General features: G+C 66.6%; 18 protein-coding genes and 2 tRNA genes. 5 read left to right on the top strand and 15 right to left on the bottom strand.

The window, feature by feature from the left end:
• The first annotated feature begins 533 nt into the window (after positions 1 to 533).
• A complete protein-coding gene (locus LK10_RS05255; RefSeq protein ID WP_081998294.1) occupies positions 534 to 2,063 on the top strand; it encodes an MDR family MFS transporter in 1,530 nt (509 codons plus the stop codon).
• On the opposite strand, the gene LK10_RS05260 is transcribed toward LK10_RS05255, so the two are convergent.
• From LK10_RS05260 to LK10_RS05275, 4 genes are all read right to left on the bottom strand, one after another.
• The gene (locus LK10_RS05260) at positions 2,031 to 2,825 is read right to left on the bottom strand and encodes an SDR family oxidoreductase (RefSeq protein WP_052206982.1); all 795 of its coding nucleotides are present in this window, start codon (positions 2,823 to 2,825) and stop codon (positions 2,031 to 2,033) included. The two genes, LK10_RS05255 and LK10_RS05260, sit on opposite strands and share 33 nt — an antisense overlap.
• 43 nt (positions 2,826 to 2,868) lie before the next feature.
• Positions 2,869 to 3,477, bottom strand: a complete 609-nt coding sequence (locus tag LK10_RS05265; protein ID WP_052206983.1) for a hypothetical protein — start codon at positions 3,475 to 3,477, stop codon at positions 2,869 to 2,871.
• A 294-nt stretch (positions 3,478 to 3,771) separates the two neighbouring features.
• Complete coding sequence (locus LK10_RS05270; RefSeq protein WP_043120747.1) at positions 3,772 to 4,086, bottom strand: GNAT family N-acetyltransferase; 315 nt, start codon at positions 4,084 to 4,086, stop codon at positions 3,772 to 3,774.
• Positions 4,083 to 5,141 (bottom strand): pirin family protein, encoded by a 1,059-nt coding sequence (locus LK10_RS05275; protein ID WP_043120750.1) that lies wholly within the window; start codon positions 5,139 to 5,141, stop codon positions 4,083 to 4,085. Before LK10_RS05275 ends, LK10_RS05270 begins: the two co-directional genes overlap by 4 nt.
• A 323-nt stretch (positions 5,142 to 5,464) precedes the next feature.
• Between LK10_RS05275 and LK10_RS21190 the strand changes: the two genes are divergently transcribed.
• Both LK10_RS21190 and LK10_RS05285 read left to right on the top strand, forming a co-directional pair.
• Positions 5,465 to 5,854 (top strand): ArsR/SmtB family transcription factor, encoded by a 390-nt coding sequence (locus LK10_RS21190; protein ID WP_081998295.1) that lies wholly within the window; start codon positions 5,465 to 5,467, stop codon positions 5,852 to 5,854.
• Positions 5,820 to 6,305 carry an SRPBCC family protein gene (locus LK10_RS05285; protein ID WP_043120755.1) on the top strand — a complete coding sequence of 162 codons (486 nt, stop codon included), beginning with the start codon at positions 5,820 to 5,822 and terminating at the stop codon, positions 6,303 to 6,305. The genes LK10_RS21190 and LK10_RS05285 overlap by 35 nt, the downstream gene beginning before the upstream one ends.
• Before the next feature lie 220 nt (positions 6,306 to 6,525).
• On the opposite strand, the gene LK10_RS05290 is transcribed toward LK10_RS05285, so the two are convergent.
• Entirely contained in the window at positions 6,526 to 7,401 is an 876-nt protein-coding gene (locus tag LK10_RS05290) for a rhomboid family intramembrane serine protease (protein WP_052206984.1), read from the bottom strand.
• 8 nt (positions 7,402 to 7,409) lie between these two features.
• Entirely contained in the window at positions 7,410 to 7,955 is a 546-nt protein-coding gene (locus tag LK10_RS05295; RefSeq protein ID WP_043120758.1) for a peptidylprolyl isomerase, read from the bottom strand.
• 165 nt (positions 7,956 to 8,120) lie between these two features.
• Here LK10_RS05295 and LK10_RS05300 point away from each other — a divergent pair, with 165 nt between their 5' ends.
• Together LK10_RS05300 and LK10_RS05305 are read left to right on the top strand one after the other, a co-directional pair.
• Positions 8,121 to 9,074 carry a hypothetical protein gene (locus LK10_RS05300; RefSeq protein ID WP_043120760.1) on the top strand — a complete coding sequence of 318 codons (954 nt, stop codon included), beginning with the start codon at positions 8,121 to 8,123 and terminating at the stop codon, positions 9,072 to 9,074.
• A gap of 98 nt (positions 9,075 to 9,172) precedes the next feature.
• Complete coding sequence (locus LK10_RS05305; RefSeq protein WP_052206985.1) at positions 9,173 to 10,045, top strand: glycosyltransferase; 873 nt, start codon at positions 9,173 to 9,175, stop codon at positions 10,043 to 10,045.
• Here the strand turns inward: LK10_RS05305 and LK10_RS05310 are convergent.
• The 9 genes from LK10_RS05310 to recF form a co-directional block, all read right to left on the bottom strand.
• On the bottom strand, positions 10,042 to 10,947 hold the full coding sequence (locus tag LK10_RS05310) for a DMT family transporter (protein ID WP_043120762.1): 906 nt from the start codon (positions 10,945 to 10,947) through the stop codon (positions 10,042 to 10,044). The two genes, LK10_RS05305 and LK10_RS05310, sit on opposite strands and share 4 nt — an antisense overlap.
• A gap of 222 nt (positions 10,948 to 11,169) precedes the next feature.
• Positions 11,170 to 11,242: transfer RNA gene (locus LK10_RS05315), tRNA-Ala, on the bottom strand.
• Positions 11,243 to 11,263: 21 nt separating this feature from the next.
• Positions 11,264 to 11,383, bottom strand: a complete 120-nt coding sequence (locus LK10_RS22550; RefSeq protein ID WP_231567618.1) for a DLW-39 family protein — start codon at positions 11,381 to 11,383, stop codon at positions 11,264 to 11,266.
• 33 nt (positions 11,384 to 11,416) lie between these two features.
• Positions 11,417 to 11,490: transfer RNA gene (locus tag LK10_RS05320), tRNA-Ile, on the bottom strand.
• An 87-nt stretch (positions 11,491 to 11,577) separates the two neighbouring features.
• Positions 11,578 to 12,201, bottom strand: coding sequence for a DUF3566 domain-containing protein (locus tag LK10_RS05325; protein WP_052206986.1), 624 nt, complete (start codon positions 12,199 to 12,201; stop codon positions 11,578 to 11,580).
• Positions 12,198 to 14,834, bottom strand: coding sequence for a DNA gyrase subunit A (gyrA, locus tag LK10_RS05330; protein ID WP_043120764.1), 2,637 nt, complete (start codon positions 14,832 to 14,834; stop codon positions 12,198 to 12,200). Before gyrA ends, LK10_RS05325 begins: the two co-directional genes overlap by 4 nt.
• Before the next feature lie 51 nt (positions 14,835 to 14,885).
• Positions 14,886 to 16,901 (bottom strand): DNA topoisomerase (ATP-hydrolyzing) subunit B, encoded by a 2,016-nt coding sequence (gene gyrB / locus LK10_RS05335; RefSeq protein WP_231567631.1) that lies wholly within the window; start codon positions 16,899 to 16,901, stop codon positions 14,886 to 14,888.
• Between the two features lie 248 nt (positions 16,902 to 17,149).
• Positions 17,150 to 17,683 (bottom strand): DUF721 domain-containing protein, encoded by a 534-nt coding sequence (locus tag LK10_RS05340; protein ID WP_043120768.1) that lies wholly within the window; start codon positions 17,681 to 17,683, stop codon positions 17,150 to 17,152.
• Positions 17,683 to 19,020: a DNA replication/repair protein RecF gene (gene recF / locus LK10_RS05345; protein WP_081998296.1), complete on the bottom strand. Its 1,338-nt coding sequence runs from the start codon at positions 19,018 to 19,020 to the stop codon at positions 17,683 to 17,685. The genes LK10_RS05340 and recF overlap by 1 nt, the downstream gene beginning before the upstream one ends.
• Positions 19,021 to 19,025 lie beyond the last annotated feature (5 nt).

Consider the following 19,025-nt stretch of genomic DNA (forward strand, 5'->3'; position numbering starts at 1 on the left):
GCGGCCACAACGGCCACCTCCGGGGTGCGGGCGGGTGCGACCTTGCTGGTCGAAGCCTTCGAAGTCGACATCTTGCTCGCGGGGGACTTCCGTGACGCGCGCGTCGCGCTCCGTGTCGCAGAAGGTGCGTCATCGTCGTCGTCCTCGTCGAAGAGGTTGGCGAACAGGTCGTCGAACTCATCCTCGTCGTCGTAGGCAGGCTCGGGACTCTGGCCGAAGCCCTCTTCGTACTTGGCGTCGAGGTCGGACCGGTAGTCCTCGTCGTAGTCGTCATAGGCGAAGCGCGAGGCCAAGACTGTCATCTGTTGCAGGATCTCCTCGAGGTCAGCGCGAGTGTCCGACGGCGCGCCAGAAGGCGTCCGACTCGAACGGAAGAGGGGGATGGGCCGGCCGTTGGGGGCGGTCGGGCTTTAAGAGCTTAGCAAGCTCGGGTTCGCCTCCGGTTCGCTCGGCGTTCAACGCAACCCCCGCGTTCCAGCAACTCGCGGTCTGTCAGGGAATTTTCGGGCAGACTTGATGTTGCACACAGTGCCTTGTCGTCGCCCTTCAAGGGCTCGCCTCTCCCAGTTCCGCGCCCGACCTCCTCAGGAGCAGCCGTGACGCCCGCGTCCAACCATCCGATCTCCCGCGAGAACCGTCTCGTGATCACCGCGCTCGTCACGGCTACGTTCGTCGTGATCCTCAATGAGACGATCATGAACGTCGCCCTGCCGCGACTCATGGCCGAACTGCACATCGATGCCCCTACGGTGCAGTGGCTCGCAACCGCCTTCATGCTCACCATGTCCGTCGTCATCCCGACCACGGGCTTTCTCCTTCAGAGGCTCACGCGCCGGACCGTCTTCATCCTCGCAATGGGCTTCTTCAGCGCGGGAACGCTGCTCGCTGCCCTCGCGCCCGGCTTTCCGGTCCTGCTCCTCGCCCGGGTCGTCCAGGCCTGCGGTACCGCCGTCATGCTGCCGTTGCTCATGACGAGCGTCCTCTCGCTCGTTCCGATCGCGCGCCGTGGCCAGGTTATGGGCGTCGTGAGCATCGTGATCTCGGTCGCGCCGGCGATCGGGCCCACGATCTCGGGACTCATCCTGCAGTTCTTCTCATGGCGCTTCATGTTCCTCACGGTCCTGCCGATTGCCCTCGCTGCGCTCGTCTTCGGTGCGCGCAAGCTGGGCGGTGCGTCCGAGCAGGAGCGCCCGCGCCTCGACGCCATCTCCGTGGTGCTCACGGTTCCGGCGTTCGGGGGCCTCGTGTACGGCTTGAGCCAGCTCGGCGGTCAGGGAAACGGCCTCGGGCCAGGGGTGCCGCTCGCCGTCGGCCTTGTGTGCCTCGCGCTCTTCGTCCTCCGGCAGCTCGGCCTCCAGCGCTCGGGATCGCCCCTGCTCGACCTCCGGGCGTTCCTGCACCCGATGTTCACGGTGGCCACCGCCCTTCTTGTCGTCGGCATGATCGCGCTGTTCGGCGTCGTGATCCTCTTGCCGATCTACCTGCAGGAAGTCCGCGGGCTCGATACCCTCTCGACCGGCCTCTTGCTCCTCCCGGGCGGGCTCGTCATGGGCCTGCTCGCACCGTTCGTGGGCAGATGGTTCGATCGTGTGGGTCCGCTGCCGCTCACCCTCGCCGGAACGGCGCTGATGACGGCGGTCCTCTTCTTCTTTGCGTTCCTCGCCGCCGGGACTCCGATCTGGGCGGTCCTCGCGCTCCACGTCGGGCTATCGCTCGGCCTCGCGCTTCTGTTCACGCCGGCCTTCACGAGCGGGCTGAACCCACTCCCGCCGCACCTCTACAGCCACGGCTCGGCGATCCTCAGCACCCTCCAGCAGGTCGCAGGCGCCGCGGGCACCGCGCTGCTCGTGGGCGTCATGGCTTCGCAGGCGCAGGCGGCTGCGACTTCCGGCGCGGCTACGGGCGCGATTGAGGCCCAGATGGCTGGCTTCCGCGCGGCGTTCCTCGTTGCCGCGTTCGTAGCGATCGCGTCGATAGTCCTCGCCGCCTTCCTCCGCAATCGCCCGGCGGCCGAAGCACCCGAAGTCGCCTCAGGCCGAGAACCCGCCGTCGGCCTTCACTAACTGTCCGTTGATCCAACCCCCAGGCCCGCTCACGAGGAAGGCGACGACGGCGGCGACGTCCTCCGGCGTGCCGAGGCGGCCTCCCGGTTGGCGGGCGGTGAGGGCCGCACGAGTTGAATCGTCCATCCAGCCCGTATCGATCGGCCCGGGATTGAGGACGTTCGAGCTGATTCCCAAATCGCCGAATTCGCGGGCAGCCGCGAGGACCATTCGATCCAAGGCCCCCTTGCTCGCACCGTAGGGAAGGTTGTGGACGGTGTGGTCGCTTGTGAGCGCGACGATGCGCCCGAGCCCCCGCAGGCTCTCGGGGAACTGCTCGGCGAAGGCTTTCACAAGCAGCCACGAGGCACGGGCGTTCACGGCGAAGTGACGGTCGAACGAGTCCAGACTCGTGTCGAGGATCGAGGAGTCGACCGATTCGGCGTGGCTCAGGATGAGCGCGCGAACCGGCGAGCGCCGGCCAGCCGATGCAAGAAGCTGGCCCGGGACATCGGGGTGCGCAAGGTCGGCCTCGAAGACCTCGACCGTCGCACCCCGCGCGCGGAGCTCGCTTGCGATCTCCTCGACCTCCTGGGGGCGAGCCTGGCCGTGGAGGCGTGCGTCGTAGGCGGACCAGTGCGAAAGCGCCAAGTCCCATCCTTGGGACGCGAGCACACGGGCGATGCCCGCAGCGATCCCAACGCGGCGTCCAACGCCCGTCAGGAGGGCGAGGGGACGCTCCTCGGAGACGGACGACGGCGGGGGCTGAGGTATGGCGGTCATGCTCCCCGAGCGTAGTCCCTCGCCGGGCCTGCTCCCGCCCCGTTCAGAGGTCGATAGCTGTGCGGTCGATCCTTCGGTGGTAGCGCATCCCCGCCGCCCCGCCGAGGACGGCGCCAGCAAGGGTTATGAGCGCTCCGACGATCAGGACGATGATTCCACCCGTGGTCAGGGTGCCTTCGTCGACTGGGATGCGGGGGAAGCTGTTGAGGCTGGAGAGGACGTTGAACCGGGCTCCAGCTGCCAGGGCCAGGAGGGCGATGACGATGGCGATGACAACAGCCCAGAGCCACACGGCCACGCCCTGCCTTGCTCCGTCGAAGCGCGCCATTCGGCCCGCAACATATCCTCCGCAGTAGTAGGAGACGAACAGGATCACCGCTACGGCGATGGCACCGACGATTCCAACGGTCGGTGCCGCCTGCCCGGCGAGCTTCGTCGGGTCCGTCTGGGTGCCGATGCCGATTCCTGCGCCGGCGCCTGTGAGAAGAGCGGTCAGGAGCACGGACATGCCCGTGGCGCTCAGCCAGCCGAAGAAGGCCGATCCGGCCTTCATCCCGCCGAAGCGCCGCCTCTGCTCGCTGACAATCGCCTGTTCGTCGGTCTCCCAACCGGGATCGTGCTCGTTATCCGGCTTGCGATGTTCGGGGCTCATCGGTCCTGCCTTCCGGTGATGGCTGATACCTGCTGCAGCGAAGCGCTGCGATTTGCCTTTCCAAAACTACGAGTCCATTTCCCGGTTCGGGTTCCCCTAACCCCATAGGCCCTCACAAGAGTCCACAGCATGTGAGTCTTGCGTGGCAAATTATCCACAGGCTGTGGAGGAGAGAGCGGACGAACTCAGCTCAGCTGGCTCTCTCACTCGCCATTGCGGGGGAAAGCCCGAAGAGGAGGTAGGAATGACAACTCTGTAAGTTATCCACTCATGTGGACAACTTTGTGGAGAAGTTCAGTCCTCAGGCTCCACGAAGCCGTCGACCACAAGGTCGCGGTACTCGGGGTGGCGCCGCAGAAACGCTCGGACGTAGGGGCAGTACGGCCGGATCCGCGCGCCCTTCGATCGGATGTCGTCTAGGGCGAACTTCACAAGGCGACTCGCCAGGCCGAGGCCGGAGTAGCCTTCGTCGACCTCAGTGTGGTCGAACGCGTAGACGGACCCCTCGTCCTGGATCCGGTAGAGCTCCATGCCGATGCGCTTGTCCGCGTCGCGAAGCTCGTAGCGATGCCGCTCCGGCACGTGAACGATGTCGATCTGGTCGGTCATCCGTGATTCCTTTCTCGTGCGCCTCTGCGGGGGCGAAGGCGGACGTGGGGGAGCGCGGGAGCTGGAAGGGGGCCCTCCCCGCGGGCGAGCTCGACGACGGGTCCGAACCGCGCGTCGTCGTGCGCCGCGCTCTCTTCCTCGCCCCTGCTCGCTGTCTCGGCCCCGATTTCGCGCTGCCATGCCGCGCGGTATCCAACGATCTCGTCGTGGTCCCGGCCGACGAAGTTCCACCACATCGTGATCTCCTCCCCGAAGGGAGTCCCGCCGAGAACGAGAAGACGCAGCGGCTCGTCGCCCTCATTGGCGAGCCGAAGGGCGGCCCGATCAGGGGCCAGATAGGCAAGCACGCCCTGCGGCACCCTCGTCCCCTCCACGGTGACGTCGCCGTTGTCAGCGAGGACGCCATGTTCGTAGGTGGGGTCGACATCAAGCACGACGGCGGTGTGCGGCTCGAGCGTGAGCTCTGCGCCGAGGAGGGGCGAATAGGTCCGCACAGGGGAGACGGACCCGAGGAGGGATCCGAGGAACACGCGCGCCTCGCCTCCGTGTCCGCCTCGGACGTCCACGAGTGCGACTGGTTCCGGCACATAGCGCTCGAATCCCGGGTCGGTGTGGCGGGAGGCATCGGGCAAGGCTGTCCAGAGCTGGGCGCCGTGCAGAACGGTGGTTCCAGACGTCGAATACTCGGAGTGATTGATTCCACGGCCGGCCGTCATCAGATTGAGCTCCCCCGGCCGGACGAGCGCCTGGTGACCCGCACTGTCTCTGTGCTCGATCTCGCCCGTGAACAGCCAACTCACCGTCTGGAGCCCAGTATGCGGATGAGGGGGAACACGCATCCCTCCTGTGCGCGAGACATCGTCTGGGCCGTAATGGTCCAGAAAGCACCACGCGCCGATGAGGCTCCGCTCCTTCGAAGGCAGGGTCCGCCGGACGGCCATGGCCCGCGGGCCGCCGAGGGGCACATCGCGGGGAACGATCAGTTCGACCGCGGCGCTATCCACGTTGTCCGCCCCGCACAGTGTTTCCTGGGGCTCGAGTTCGAGATTGCTCATGGCACTGGCCTCCTCCGCCCGAGCCTAATCCGAAGTGGGCTCGGGTTGTGCACTTTCCAACAGGCCGTATCCCCAAAGTTATCCACAGGTGTGGATTAGCCGCTGCATTAAGGGGGTTGGGCGCCTGGAAGGCCCTACAGAGCGGGAAAAGCTGGGAAAACTACAGCGCTGTAAGTTACCCACACTGTGGAAAACCCGTGTGGACAAGGGGCGGCGAGAGCCTCTTGACCTTCGCGATACGGCGACCTAAGCTGGTTTTATTCAACCAAATCGTTGATAAACAGAGCGGTTGATTACCTGATGGTCCATCCGAAAGGCATCCTGTGGAGACTGCAACCGCTAATCCCAAAACCGCCGAGGAAACCCGACTCAACCGCGCTTTCGCTGCTCTCTCGGATCCCCTGCGCCGGCGCCTTGTAGCACGTCTGGCCCAGGGAGACGCCACGGTGAACGAACTTGCCGAACCGTTCGCCGTCACCCTGCAGGCCGTCTCGAAGCACCTCAAGGTGCTCGAAGAAGCCGGCCTGATCACGCGCAGTCGCGACGCCCAACGCCGCCCCTGCCATCTGGACGCCGCCGCATTGGGCCGCCTCACGGCTTGGCTGGACGGCTACCGCCAATTGGTCGAGGAGCGCTATGAACGCCTCGACGCCCTTCTCGCATCGGAGGAACACCATCATGACCACGACCAAGACCACCCAGGTCAGCGCTGAGCCCGGACTCCCGTTTGTGGATGTGATCCGCGAGTTCGACGCCCCCGCAGAGCGCGTCTACCGGGCGCACGTCGATCCGGAACTGTTCAGCCAGTGGATCGGGCCCCGCAGATACGCGACGACGATCGACCGCTTCGACGCCCGGAGCGGCGGTTCGTACCGCTTCGTCCAATCCGACGACGACGGGCTTTCCTTCGCCTTCCACGGGTCCTTCCATGAACTGACGGAGCCGCGCCGGATGGTGCAGACGTTCGAGTTCGAAGGGGCGCCGGGCCACGTTTCACTCGACGCAGCCGAGATCGAGCCGCTCGAAGACGGGCGCTGCCGCCTCACGGTGCACTCGACGTTCCAGTCCGTCGCCGCGCGCGATGCGATGCTCGAGGCTGGAATGACGGACGGAATGAACGAGGGCTACGAGCGCCTCGACGAACTCCTGAGCCGCGAGGCCTGAGCGCGGGGTCTGAGCCCCAATCAGTCCCTAGCCTGCTGAGTCCACAGCCACTCCAGGAGCGATATCCACAGCTGGGGAATGCGCGGTGGGAGCTGGGCTCTCACAAGGAGCTCCAGCTCCCGTCAGCACTGGGATCCCCGTGGTCTAACTACAGATCTGTAAGTTGTGCACACTGTGGATAGCCACTGTGGAAAACCGGGACCAAGTGTCCACAGCGGGACTACGTGCCGACGGTAGAGGGCTGCGTGAGGCCCAGGCCTCCGGCTCGGACGGCGGTCACGATCACGAGGATCGCCACCACCGCGACCATTCCGCCGATCTGGACTGCGAGGCGGTACCGGCCGCGGGGCGCGTAGGCAATGATCGCCGTCGTCACCCCTCCGGTGACAAGTCCGCCGAGGTGCGCCTGCCAGGCGATTCCCGGGACCACAAACCCCAACACCGCATTGAGGGCGATGAGGACGAGGAGCTGGCGGACGCTGCCTCCCCGCTGGCGAACGACGACGAAGAGCGCCCCGAAGAGCCCGAAGATCGCGCCCGAAGCCCCGATCACAGCGGTCATGGAGACCGGGGTCAGGAGGAAGAATCCGACCGAGCCGCCGAGCGCGGAAATCAGGTAGACCAAGAGATAGCGCCATCGTCCGAGCACCGGCTCGAGCACCCGCCCGAAGATCCACAGGGTGTACATGTTGAGCCCGATGTGAAGGATGAAGCTCTGCGAGTGCAGGAAGGCGCTCGTGAGCATGCGCCACGGCTCGGTGCCGGTGAGGACGGTCGCGTACGCGAAGTCCTGGAAGACGACGTCGTTCGGCAACAGCCACTCGAGAACGTAGACCAGCACGCACAGGCCGATGATCGCCCAGGTCACGACGGGCTGGCCCGACCGCCGGAGGTTTCCTCCGTACGGACCACGAGGCCCCTGCGCCGCGAGTTCGCGCACGCAGTCGACGCATTGAATGCCCACCGCGGCCGGCCGCTGGCAGTCCGGGCATGCCGGACGCCCGCACCGCTGGCACCTCACATAGGAGACGCGGTCCGGATGGCGTGGGCAAACCGGGGGAGCGGCCGGCTCAGCGGGGGGCATTCCGTAGCTCATGCGGAGGGTTAGAGCTGCTCGACGTCGATCGAGCTGATGACGACGTCCTCGACCGGGCGGTCCTGAAGGCCCGTGCGGACACCCTCGATCTCGTCCACAACCTTCTTCGACTGCTCGTCCGCAACCTCGCCGAAGATCGTGTGCTTGCCGTAGAGCCAGCTCGTGTCGACGGTCGTGATGAAGAACTGGGAGCCGTTGGTTCCCTTGCCGCCCTGGACGCCCGCGTTCGCCATGGCGAGCTTGTACGGTTCCTTGAAGTTCAGCTCCGGATGGATCTCGTCGTCGAACCGGTAGCCGGGGCCTCCGATGCCCTTGCCGAGCGGGTCGCCGCCCTGGATCATGAAGTCCTTGATGATGCGGTGGAAGATCGTGCCGTTGTAGAGAGGGGTCCCCGTCTTGTCCTCGCCGGTCTCCGGGTGGGTCCAGGACTGCTCGCCCGTCGCGAGTCCCACGAAGTTCTTCACGGTCTTCGGCGCGTGATTGCCGAAGAGGTTGACCACGATGTCGCCGTGGTTCGTGTGGATGGTGGCCTTGGCGGTTGCATTAGCACTCATGCCGCCATTGTTCCACGGGCACGTCAGAGGTTGCGGGGCACCCTCGGGCGTTCTGCGGTGGGTGAAATCCGGGAACCCCATGGCACGGAATGCCTCGTTTTCGTAGCATACGGCGTCTCGCTCTCGTAGGCTGGCGATGGACCTAGCAGATATCTGGAGGTAGCTGTGAAGAAATCATTGGAGAAGACCGTCACGACCAGCGTCGAGAACGCGCGCGATTGGGCCCAGCCCCGCGTCGACGCGGCCGTGGAGTGGGCCGTCCCGAAGATCCAGCAGGGTCTCGATGCCGCCTCCCCGAAGGTCCAAGAGGGCCTCAAAACCGCCGCGAACAGCCTGGCTGAGGGCGTGGCAGTCGTGACCCCAAGGATCCAGGAGGGCCTTTCGCACCTCGGCCCGAAGATCAGCGAACTCGTCGACACCACCTCGCCGCGCATTCATGAGGCTGTGGACAAGGCCGGTCCCGTGATCAAGGACGCTGCTGACCAGATGCTTCCCCGCATCTCGGAGGGCCTCGCGACCGCGGCAGAGACGGTGAACCGCAGTCTTTCCTCGGCTCCGGGGCAGGTCGACGCCGTTGCTCAGAAGCTCGCAGAGTCCGGCATCGTGCGCCAGGCCGACGCCGCCACGAAGCAGGCAGTTGCCGCGGCGCAAGAAGCCGCTCATCAGGCAACGAGCCAGCCCGGGAAGAAGAAGGGGCGCGGCTTCCTCGTGTTCGGTGTGGTGGCAGCCGCGGTCGCCGCGGGCGTCGCTGCCTGGCGCGCGGCGAAGCCGGTCGAGGACCCGTGGAAGACGCCCGTTCCGGTCAAGCCCGTCCCGGTGACGCCGCCGTCGTCATCTTCGTCGCAGTCTGTGGCCTCGGCGCCTCAAGGAAGCACCTCGGCTCCTACGGCCTCCACTCCGACGAAGGAGACGGCTGAGGACACCGTCGTATCCGAGGCCACCGACGCCTCCGGTGCCGCCGCCGAGCCCGCCCCTGTCTCCGCCGTCGACACCTCGATGGGCCCGGAGGCCGCAGAAGGCGAGGAAAGCGATGCCAAGGGCGAAGCCAAGCACGTCGCGAAGGATGCCACGGCGGCGATGCGCGACATCCACAACGCCAGCCAGGACGGGGAGTCCTAAACACCTCGCACGCAGGCACGGAGGACTTCCGTGCTGACACGGAGGGGATCCGCTCACACGGGCGGGTCCCCTCCTTGCCTTTGCTAGATTGGCCAGTGATGGCACCCAGACCCGCCCTCTCCGCGTCGACCTACGCGATCGGACGCCCGAGCGTGTCGATCGTGATCCCCGCGTACAACGAGGAGAGCGTGATCCGGCAGTGCGTCACTGCGGCGATCTACCAGTCGGTGCCCGCCCTCGAGATCATCGTCGTCGACAACCTCAGCACCGATGCCACCGCGAAGATCGTCGACCAACTGCAACAGGAGTACCCCGAAGCGGGAGTCCGTCTCCTCTCCCAGGACGCCGAGCAGGGGCTGATCCCCACCCGGAATTTCGGGCTCGATGCCGCACGCGGTGACATCATCGGTCGCATCGACGCGGATTCCGTCCTCGAACCTGACTGGGTCGAGGAGGTCATCTGGGCGTTTGCTGACCCCTCAGTGCAGGCTGCTACGGGTCCCGTCGTTTACTACGACATGCCGATGCGTCGCTTCGGGCTCAAGGCCGACGACAAGGTGCGGCAGCTCATGCTTAGGCTCGCGAGGCACCAGTACCATTTCCTCTTCGGCTCGAACATGGCGTTGCGCAAGAGCGCATGGGAGGCCATTCGCGGGGAGGTCTGCCTGGACGAGAACGACGAGATGCACGAGGACATCGATCTCTCCCTTCACCTCGCCGAGCGCGGCATGCGCATCCAGTACTGGCCCGAGATGGTCTCCGGCATGTCCGCCCGGCGGCTCGAGGACTCGCCGCGGGACTACCGCTACTACGTGACCCGCTTCGACAGAACCTACAAGGCGCACAACGTCAAGAAGATTGCACTCAAGGCGCCCATGGTCGTCTTCTTCTCCATCTACTTCCCGGCGAAGCTGCTCCGTGCAGTGCACACGGCGAACACGGCGGCGGCCAAGCGGGCGGGAATCGGCTAGTCCGCGCCGAGCTCCGGCTCGACCGGGCGCTCGCGCCTGGCCCTGCGCTGTCCGAGGACGACAACGGCTAGCCCGGCCAGAATGCAGGCGAGCCCCGCGTAGGTCCCGGCTGGCAGCACCTGATGGAGAAAGACCCCTGCGAGAATAGCCGCGCCGGGGATCTCGAGCAGGATGATCATCGAGACGACAAGCGGGCTCAGCATCGCGACCAGATGGTTGAAGGCCGTGTGCCCCACGATCTGCGCTGCGATCGTGATCGCGAAGATCCCGGCCCAGCCGATCGGCTCGAACCCACCCAAGCGTTGCCCGGAGATGAGCGCGAGCACCGCGACGATGGCCGCGCACACGCCATAGCAAAGGGTTGTGTAGGTCCCCGTGCCCATGGTCCGCCGCGCTTGGCCTCCGGCCATTGTGTAGAGGCCTGCCAGGATTCCGCCTGCCACGGCGAGCAGATCTCCGAGCAGGGCCTCGTGCGTGCCGCCGACGTCCAATCCGGTGATGGCTACGACTCCGAGGAAGGAGATGCCCAGGCCGACGACCACCGCCCGCGGGAGCCGCCGGCCGCGCAGTAGCGAGAAGACGGCAATCCACCCCGATTGGAGGCAGACGAGGGCGGTGGCGGCCGCGACCGAGGTCAGCGTCAACGAGAGGATGAAGCACACGAAATGGAACGCGAGGGCGGTGCCGGCAAGAGAGGACCACAGGTACTCGCGCCGCCCGAGCAGGCGGAACTGGCGCGGCTCGCGGATCGCCACCGGCGCGGCCATTACGACGGCTGCGAGAGCGTTGCGCCAGAACGCGATGGCGAGCGCCGTGACCGAGCTGCCAGCCATCGTGGCTGCTATGAGGGGGCCGGAAGAAGAGACGCCGAGCACGCCAAGGGCCGCGAGAAGGAGGGTCACCCGACCACTCTAGGCTCTGGCCAGCTCAAGCCGTGCGCCCGTCATGCGCCCGTCAGGGTCGGCTCAACGCTCCGGCCCGCTTGTGCCCGCTCGGGTTCCGTGTCTCCGCTAGACACGCGGATGCGAGACTGATTGGGAGTTCACAACCGGGCGGGAGCGCGGGTGACGGCACGAAAAAAGGTCCCGGCTCCACTCTCTTCAAGTGGAACCGGGACCGTGCGGTGGAGGCAAGGGGACTCGAACCCCTAACCCCCTGCTTGCAAAGCAGGTGCGCTACCAATTGCGCCATGCCCCCGCGGTACCCGCAGGACTCGAGCTACTCGACGTTGTCCGTCGTGGTGCTCCAGACCTTCTTTTGGGCTTCGGATTCCTGCATCTTCTTGACAACAAAGGCGCCCGCAGCAGCAGCGATCGCGAGTGCAATCAGCTTCTTCAACAGGCACCTCCGAAGGTGGAAAAGCAGGTTCCGTGGGCGTACCAGGACTTGAACCTGGGACCTCTTCGTTATCAGCGAAGCGCTCTAACCGCCTGAGCTATACGCCCCGATCGACCGTACGACACTAAGGTCCGTATCGCCCTCGGGCCGAGATAAGACTCTACAGCACCGAGGGCAGCCCGGCCAAATCCGGACTAGTCGTCAGTGAGGGTGACTCCAATGCCACCGACGAGCGCCGAAGCGAGGTTGTAGAGCACTGCCGTGAGCATCGACAGGGCAGTGAGCAGCACAACGTTGACCACTGCGATGATCGTCGCGAACGAGGCCACTTGGCCCAGCGAGGCAACCTTCTTGAGGTCGAAGCCACCGCTCTCCGACCCGGCAACCTGCCCGAGGAGACCATTGATCTTGTCGAAGATGCCGGTGATGTCGAGGACGGTCCACAGGACGATCGAGGCGACAACGGTCACGATCCCGAGGGCCACCGAGAGGAGGAACGCCATCTTGAGGACCGACCACGGGTCGACCTTGCTCACCAGGAGTCGAGCGCGCCGCTGCTTGGCCTTGGGCGCAGGGCGAACGAGGCCCTGAGTCGGGGCACCGCCGAGAGGCGGCCGCTGAGCCGGACGGGCCGCCGGGCGCTGACCCGCTGCCGCCGGGCTGACGCTGGGCCGTTGGGTCGCAGCTGCAGGAGCCTGCGCGCCACGAGGCTGATAGCCTCCGGACGACGCCGGTGCCGCGGCTGGCCGCTGCGGGGGCCGGGCCGGTGGGGTCACCTGGTAGCCCCCGGGACGGGCTTCATTCTCGGGCGTGCTCACTCGTTACCTCCGGGGTTCTCGACAGAGTCTCCGGTCAACGTTACGGCATCCTGAGCCTGCTCGCTGTCGTCGACCGGTTCGATCTCGGCATCGACTACCTCGCCCTCGACGGCCTCGGTGAGCCCACGCTCGGTGTTCCTCGCCACCGCGATGATGCGGTCGCCGTCGTCAGGGCGGGCAAAAATGACGCCCATTGTGTCGCGACCTGTCGCGGGCACACCCGATACGGCGGAACGGACGACCTTGCCGCCCTCCATGACGACGAGGACCTCGTCCTCGTCGTTGACGATGAGCGCGCCCATGAGGTGGCCGCGGCCCTCCTGGTACTTCCCAACCTTGATCCCGAGGCCGCCGCGCCCCTGGCGGCGGTACTCGTCGACGGCCGTCTTCTTCGCGTAGCCGGCCTCGGTCACGATGAAGACGTACGAATCCTCGCGCACGACGTCCGCGGCGAGGAGTTCGTCGTCGTCCCGGAACTTCATGCCGGTCACGCCGCTCGTCGCGCGGCCCATCGGACGCAGCGCGTCGTCGTCCGCGGTGAAGCGCACGGACTGGCCGTGCCGTGAGACGAGCATGAGGTCGTCGGTCTCTGAGACGAGCTGGGCGGAGACGAGCTCGTCCCCATCGCGCAGGTTGATGGCGATGACCCCGGCCGTGCGGTTCGTGTCGTAGTCCTCGAGCCGTGTCTTCTTCACAAGGCCGTCCTTCGTGGCGAGCACGAGGTACGGGGCCTGCTGGTAGTCGCGGAGATCGAGGACCTGGGCAATGCGCTCGTCTGGCTGGAACGCGAGGACGTTCGCGACGTGCTGGCCCTTCGCGTCGCGTCCGCCCTCGGCGAGCTCGTACGCCTTCGCGCGGTACACGCGGCCGAGGTTCGTGAAGAACAGGAGCCAGTGGTGCGTGGTCGTGACGAAGAAGTGCTCGACGACGTCGTCCCCGCGCAGCTGAGCGCCCCGAACTCCCTTGCCGCCCCGGCCCTGCTGCCGGTACTGGTCGCTGCGGGTCCGCTTGACGTATCCGCCGCGTGTGATGGTCACGACCATCTCTTCCTCGGGGATGAGGTCCTCGACACTCATCTCGCCGCCGAAGCCGGCCAGGATGCGCGTCCGGCGGTCGTCGCCGTACTTCTCGACGATCGTGCCGAGTTCCTCCGAGATGATCGCCCGCTGGCGTGCCGGGTCCGCGAGGATCTCGCGGTACTCGGCGATCTGGGCCTCGAGCTCGTCGTTGCGGTCCTGGATCTTCTGCCGTTCGAGGGCAGCGAGACGGCGAAGCTGCATGTCGAGGATGGCACGCGCCTGAAGCTCGTCGATCTCGAGGAGCGCGATGAGACCGTCGCGGGCCTCCTCCACCGTGGGGGATCGGCGAATGAGGGCGATGACCTCGTCAAGCATGTCGAGGGCCTTGAGCAGGCCGCGGAGGATGTGGATTTCCTCCTCGGCCTTCCGCAGCCGGAACTGAGTGCGGCGCACGATCACGTCGATCTGGTGGGTCACCCAGTGGCGCACGAACGCGTCGAGCGAGAGCGTGCGCGGCACGCCGTCGACGATCGCGAGCATGTTCGCGGGGAAGTTGTCCTGGAGCTGCGTGTGCTTGTACAGGTTGTTGAGCACAACCTTCGCGACCGCGTCGCGCTTCAAGACGATCACGAGGCGCTGACCTGTGCGGCCAGAGGTCTCATCCCGGAGGTCGGCGATGCCGTGGAGCTTCCCGTCCTTGACGAGCTCTGCGATCTTCATCGCGAGGTTGTCCGGGTTCGCCATGTAGGGCAGTTCCGTGACAACAAGGCACGTGCGCCCCTGGATCTCCTCGACGTTGACCACGGCACGCATCGTGATCGAGCCGCGGCCCGTGCGGTAGGCGTCCTCGATCCCGCGGCGGCCGAGGATCGTCGCGCCGGTCGGGAAGTCGGGGCCCTTGATGCGCTCAAGGAGCGCTTCGAGGAGTTCCTCCCGGGAGGCCTCCGGGTTCTGCAGGTACCACTGGACGCCGTCGGCCACCTCGCGCAGATTGTGCGGCGGGATGTTCGTGGCCATGCCGACGGCGATGCCCGAGGAGCCGTTGACGAGCAGGTTCGGGAACCGCGCCGGCAGGATCGTCGGCTCCTGGTTCTTGCCGTCGTAGTTGTCCTGGAAGTCGACGGTCTCCTCGTCGATGTCCCGGACCATTTCCATGGCGAGCGGGGCCATCTTGGTCTCGGTGTACCGAGGTGCCGCGGCGCCGTCGTTGCCGGGGGAGCCGAAGTTCCCCTGGCCGAGCGCGAGCGGGTACCGCATGACCCAGTCCTGGATGAGGCGCACGAGGGCGTCGTAGATCGCCATGTCGCCGTGGGGGTGGTAGGTGCCCATGACGTCGCCGACGACGCGCGCGCACTTGTTGAACCCGCGGTCCGGACGGTAGCCGCCGTCGAACATCGCGTACAGGACTCGCCGGTGCACCGGCTTGAGGCCGTCGCGCACGTCGGGCAGCGCGCGGCCGACGATGACCGCCATCGCGTAGTCGAGGTAGGAACGCTGCATCTCCGTCTGCAGGTCCACCTGCTCGACACGGTCGATGAGGGCTCCCTCGGCGAGCGGTCCGGTGGGCATGCCGTCCGGTCCGAGGCCGGGAGTATCGGGAGTCTCGTCGCTCATGAATGTCTCCTCTGGTTGCTCTGGTTCATCTGGCGGGACGCGGGCCCGGCGTCAGATGTCCAGGAAGCGGACGTCCTTGGCGTTCTGCTGGATGAAGTGGCGGCGGGACTCGACGTCGTCGCCCATGAGCACCGCGAAGGTCTGATCGGCCGCGGCGGCGTCCTCCATGGTCACCTGGAGGAGCGTGCGTCGATCCGGGTCCATCGTGGTGTCCCACAGCTCCGTGTAGTCCATCTCGCCGAGGCCCTTGTACCGCTGGATGCCGTTCTCCTTCGGGAGCCGCTGGCCGTTCGCGAGGCCCACCCGGATCATCTCATCCCGCTCGCGGTCGCTGTACACGTAGTCGTGCGCGTGGTTGGACCACTTGATCCGGTACAGCGGAGGCTGCGCGAGGTACACGTAGCCGTTCTCGATGAGCGGCCGCATGTAGCGGAACAGCAGGGTCATAAGCAGCGTCGTGATGTGCTGCCCGTCGACGTCCGCATCGGCCATCAGCACGATCTTGTGGTAGCGCAGCTTGGCAATGTCGAAGTCCTCGCCGATGCCCGTGCCGAAAGCCGTGATCATCGACTGGATCTCAGCATTCCCGAGCGCCTTGTCGAGGCGCGCCCGCTCGACGTTGAGGATCTTGCCACGGAGGGGCAGGATGGCCTGCGTCTTCGGGTTGCGCCCGCGCTTGGCGGAACCGCCGGCCGAATCGCCCTCGACGAGGTAGACCTCGCACTCCGACGGGTCCTTCGAGGAGCAGTCCGAGAGCTTGCCCGGCATGCCGAACGATTCGAGCGGGCTCTTGCGGCGTGCGTTGTCACGGGCCTTGCGAGCCGCCATGCGAGCCTGCGAGGCCTGAATCGCCTTGCGGATGATGTCGCGGGCCGGCCCTGGGTTGCGCTCGAACCAGTCGCCGAGTTGGTCGGTCACGACGCGCTGGACGAAGCCCTTCGCCTCCGAGTTGCCGAGCTTCGTCTTCGTCTGCCCTTCGAACTGCGGCTCTGCAAGCTTGATGCTGATGACGGCGGTCAGGCCCTCGCGCACGTCGTCGCCCGTGAGGTTGTCTTCCTTCTCCTTGAGGATCCCCTTGTCGCGCGCGTACCGGTTCACCAGCGACGTCATCGCCGCGCGGAAGCCTTCCTCGTGGGTGCCGCCCTCGTGGGTGTTGATCGTATTCGCGTACGTGTGCACCGACTCGGCGTAGGCAGTCGTCCACTGCATCGCAACCTCGAGGGCCATCCCGCGCTCACTGTCCGTGCTGTCGAACGCGATGACCTCTTCGTGGATGACCTCGATCTTCTTCGAGGAGTTGAGGTGCTTGACGTAGTCGAGCAGGCCCTCGTCGTACTTGTAGTCGACGGTCCGGTGCTCGGGAGCATGCTCCTGCTCGTCGGCGAGCTCCTCCTCGTCGACCTGGGCCGTGCGCTCGTCCGTGAGGGTGATGCGCAGGCCCTTGTTGAGGAACGCCATCTGCTGGAAGCGTGCACGGAGCGTCTCGAAGTCGAACTCGACGCTGTCGAAAATCGAGGGGTCTGGGTAGAACGTCTGGATCGTACCGGTCGCGTCCGTCTCTTCGCCCTCGACGAGGCTGCCCACCGGGTGCCCGCCATCGCGGAACGACATCCTCCAGACATGGCCCTGCCGGCGCACCTCCGTGTCGACGCGGGTCGAGAGTGCGTTCACGACCGAGATGCCGACGCCGTGCAGGCCGCCCGAGACGGTGTACCCGCCACCGCCGAACTTGCCGCCCGCGTGCAGGATCGTCATGACAACCTCGACGGTGGGCTTGCCCTCCGTCGGGTGGATGTCGACCGGGATGCCGCGGCCGTTGTCCTCGACGCGGACGCCGCCATCCTGCTGGAGCGTTACCTGGATGTGGTCGCAGTACCCGGCGAGGGCCTCATCCACCGAGTTGTCGACCACCTCATAGACAAGGTGATGGAGGCCGCGGGGACCGGTCGATCCGATGTACATGCCAGGGCGTTTGCGGACTGCTTCGAGGCCTTCGAGCACCGTGATGCTGCTCGCCCCGTATTCCCTAGGAGCATTCGGCGGGTTGGTCGCATGCTCGTTGGACACGTTCGCTGCGCTCTCGTCAGCCACAGGCGGTCTCGACCCCTCTTTTGGTAGGCAGGCTTAACGTCTCAATTCTACCGGGTTCGCCGCGCGATCCCGGACACACGCGCCCGGCCGGTGCCCATGGGAGGCCTTTAAGGGGCGAAATGGCGGCTCAGCGGGCGGGCGTCTAAGGGGGAGTGTGGGTCCCGGCCCGAGAGAGGCACAGACAGGGATTTCCGGCTTCCCATGTCAAGAGTCCCGAGGGAGATTTATCCGTACGTGTCGCGCGGGCCCCGGCCGCGGACATTCCGCATCCCCTTCCGCCAGCTCGGCGCCGCCGGGCCGAGCACTTGGAGCGTGCGCACGACGTCGGGGCCAAGCTCGCGCGCGAAGCGGTCCAGGAGTGCCGTGCTCAGCAGGCGAAGCTGGGTTGCCCAGGCGGTCGAATCGCACCTGACCCGCAACGTCGTGTCCTCGAAGCTCTCAGGAGTGCAGTGCGCCGCGACCTCGCGGCCCACGAGTTCCGGCCAGCGGGCCATGACGGAACCGACCGCCACGGGAGAGGACCAGCCGCGCTCGGCAACCATTCGCTGGACGACGCTGCCGAGCCCGAGCGGATCGCGACCCCCATAGCCTGGCTCACCTCTGCGCCGCGTGCCTCGCCGGGCGGGAGATCCGGGAGCGGCAGGGACGAGCGAACCCGTCGTCCGGGTCCGCGTCTCACCCCGGGCTTCTGCGGCTTGGCGGACCCGGTTGAGCGCCGCTTGGGCTGCGTCAACCTCGGGTTGATCAGCGTCCGCCATCACGCGCCCTCGAGACCGGGTTCCACGGCGCTGGGTTCCACGGCGCTGGGCTCCGCACCCCGCGAGTGCGCGGCGTCGTCGGCCTCTTCGGTGCCCCCGGGGACAACGCGGACGCGTCGCCCAGAAAGCTCAGGCGGAATGTCGCCGTCGACCGCCGCCGTGACGAGGACCTGTTCGGCCCTCGCGACGATCGCGGCGAGCCGCGTACGCCGGGCGACATCGAGTTCGGCGAAGACATCGTCGAGGATGAGGATCGGCTCGTCTCCCTCGACGGTCGAATCGTCGAGCATCACGTAGTAGGACGCGAGGCGGAGGGCGAGCGCGAACGACCACGTCTCCCCGTGCGAGGCGAACCCCTTCGCGGGGGCCTGGCCGAGGAGGAGCTCAAGCTCGTCGCGATGCGGGCCAACGAGGGAAAGCCCGCGTTCGAGTTCGGCCGGGCGGGCGGCCGCAAGCGCAGCGAGGTACCGCGCGCCGATCTCGTCAACGCTGAGAGTCTCGAGCTCAGCCGACAAGACAGACGACGGCGCGGAGCCGCCGCCGGGGTCGCCCTCAGGGGAGCGCTCAGGCAAGCGATCAGCGGACTCAGCATCATCATCCGGCACGAAACCCTCGATGGACGAGCGGTAGGCGAGCTCGGCTGCCTTCGAACCATCGGTCAACTGCGCATACGCGGCCGCGACGTGCGGTCGCAGTCTTTCCACGAGCGCGAGGCGCGCGGCCAGCAGCTCGGCGCCGACCTTCGCCAGGTGCTGGTCCCAGACGTCGAGCGTCGACTCGACGGTGGCTCCGTGGGCGTCAGGGACGCGGCCACCGCGAGAGCGCGACGTGCGAGCGGACTTGAGCAGGGCATTCCGTTGCTTGAGAACCCGCTCATAGTCTGAGCGGGTTCCCGCGTGGCGCGGCACGAGGACAGTGAGGAGCTCGTCGAGGAACCGGCGGCGTGCCGAGGGATCGCCCTTGACCAAGGCGAGATCCTCGGGCGCGAACAGGACCGTTCGGGCGATGCCGAGCAGTTCCCTCGCACGTCGCGGAGCGCCCCTATTGATCCTAGCCCGGTTCGCCTTGCCCGGATTGATCTCGAGCTCAAGCTGCGACCGCTGCGCGCCCCGCACGAAACCTGCACGGACGATCGCCTGGCTCGCGCCGAACGCCACGAGTGGGGCATCCGAGGAAACTCGGTGCGAGGACAGCGTCGAAAGGAGGCCGAGGGCCTCCACGACATTGGTCTTGCCGACGCCGTTGGGGCCTACGAGGACGGTCGGCCCCGGCTCGAGGGTGAGGTCGAGCTGCGGATAGCTCCGGAAATCCGTGAGCGAAAGCCGTTCGACGTACACCGGGA

The sequence above is a fragment of the Sinomonas humi genome (assembly GCF_000802235.1).
GTDB classification, from domain to species: domain Bacteria; phylum Actinomycetota; class Actinomycetes; order Actinomycetales; family Micrococcaceae; genus Sinomonas; species Sinomonas humi.

Bases quoted from the DNA above. Each gene is read 5' to 3' on its own strand.
- LK10_RS05260 (WP_052206982.1), bottom strand. From the start codon at position 2,825: ATGACCGCCATACCTCAGCCCCCGCCGTCGTCCGTCTCCGAGGAGCGT.
- LK10_RS05265 (WP_052206983.1), bottom strand. From the start codon at position 3,477: ATGAGCCCCGAACATCGCAAGCCGGATAACGAGCACGATCCCGGTTGG.
- LK10_RS05270 (WP_043120747.1), bottom strand. From the start codon at position 4,086: ATGACCGACCAGATCGACATCGTTCACGTGCCGGAGCGGCATCGCTAC.
- LK10_RS05275 (WP_043120750.1), bottom strand. From the start codon at position 5,141: ATGAGCAATCTCGAACTCGAGCCCCAGGAAACACTGTGCGGGGCGGAC.
- LK10_RS05285 (WP_043120755.1), top strand. From the start codon at position 5,820: ATGACCACGACCAAGACCACCCAGGTCAGCGCTGAGCCCGGACTCCCG.
- LK10_RS05290 (WP_052206984.1), bottom strand. From the start codon at position 7,401: ATGAGCTACGGAATGCCCCCCGCTGAGCCGGCCGCTCCCCCGGTTTGC.
- LK10_RS05295 (WP_043120758.1), bottom strand. From the start codon at position 7,955: ATGAGTGCTAATGCAACCGCCAAGGCCACCATCCACACGAACCACGGC.
- LK10_RS05305 (WP_052206985.1), top strand. From the start codon at position 9,173: ATGGCACCCAGACCCGCCCTCTCCGCGTCGACCTACGCGATCGGACGC.
- gyrA (WP_043120764.1), bottom strand. From the start codon at position 14,834: ATGAGCGACGAGACTCCCGATACTCCCGGCCTCGGACCGGACGGCATG.
- LK10_RS05340 (WP_043120768.1), bottom strand. From the start codon at position 17,683: ATGGCGGACGCTGATCAACCCGAGGTTGACGCAGCCCAAGCGGCGCTC.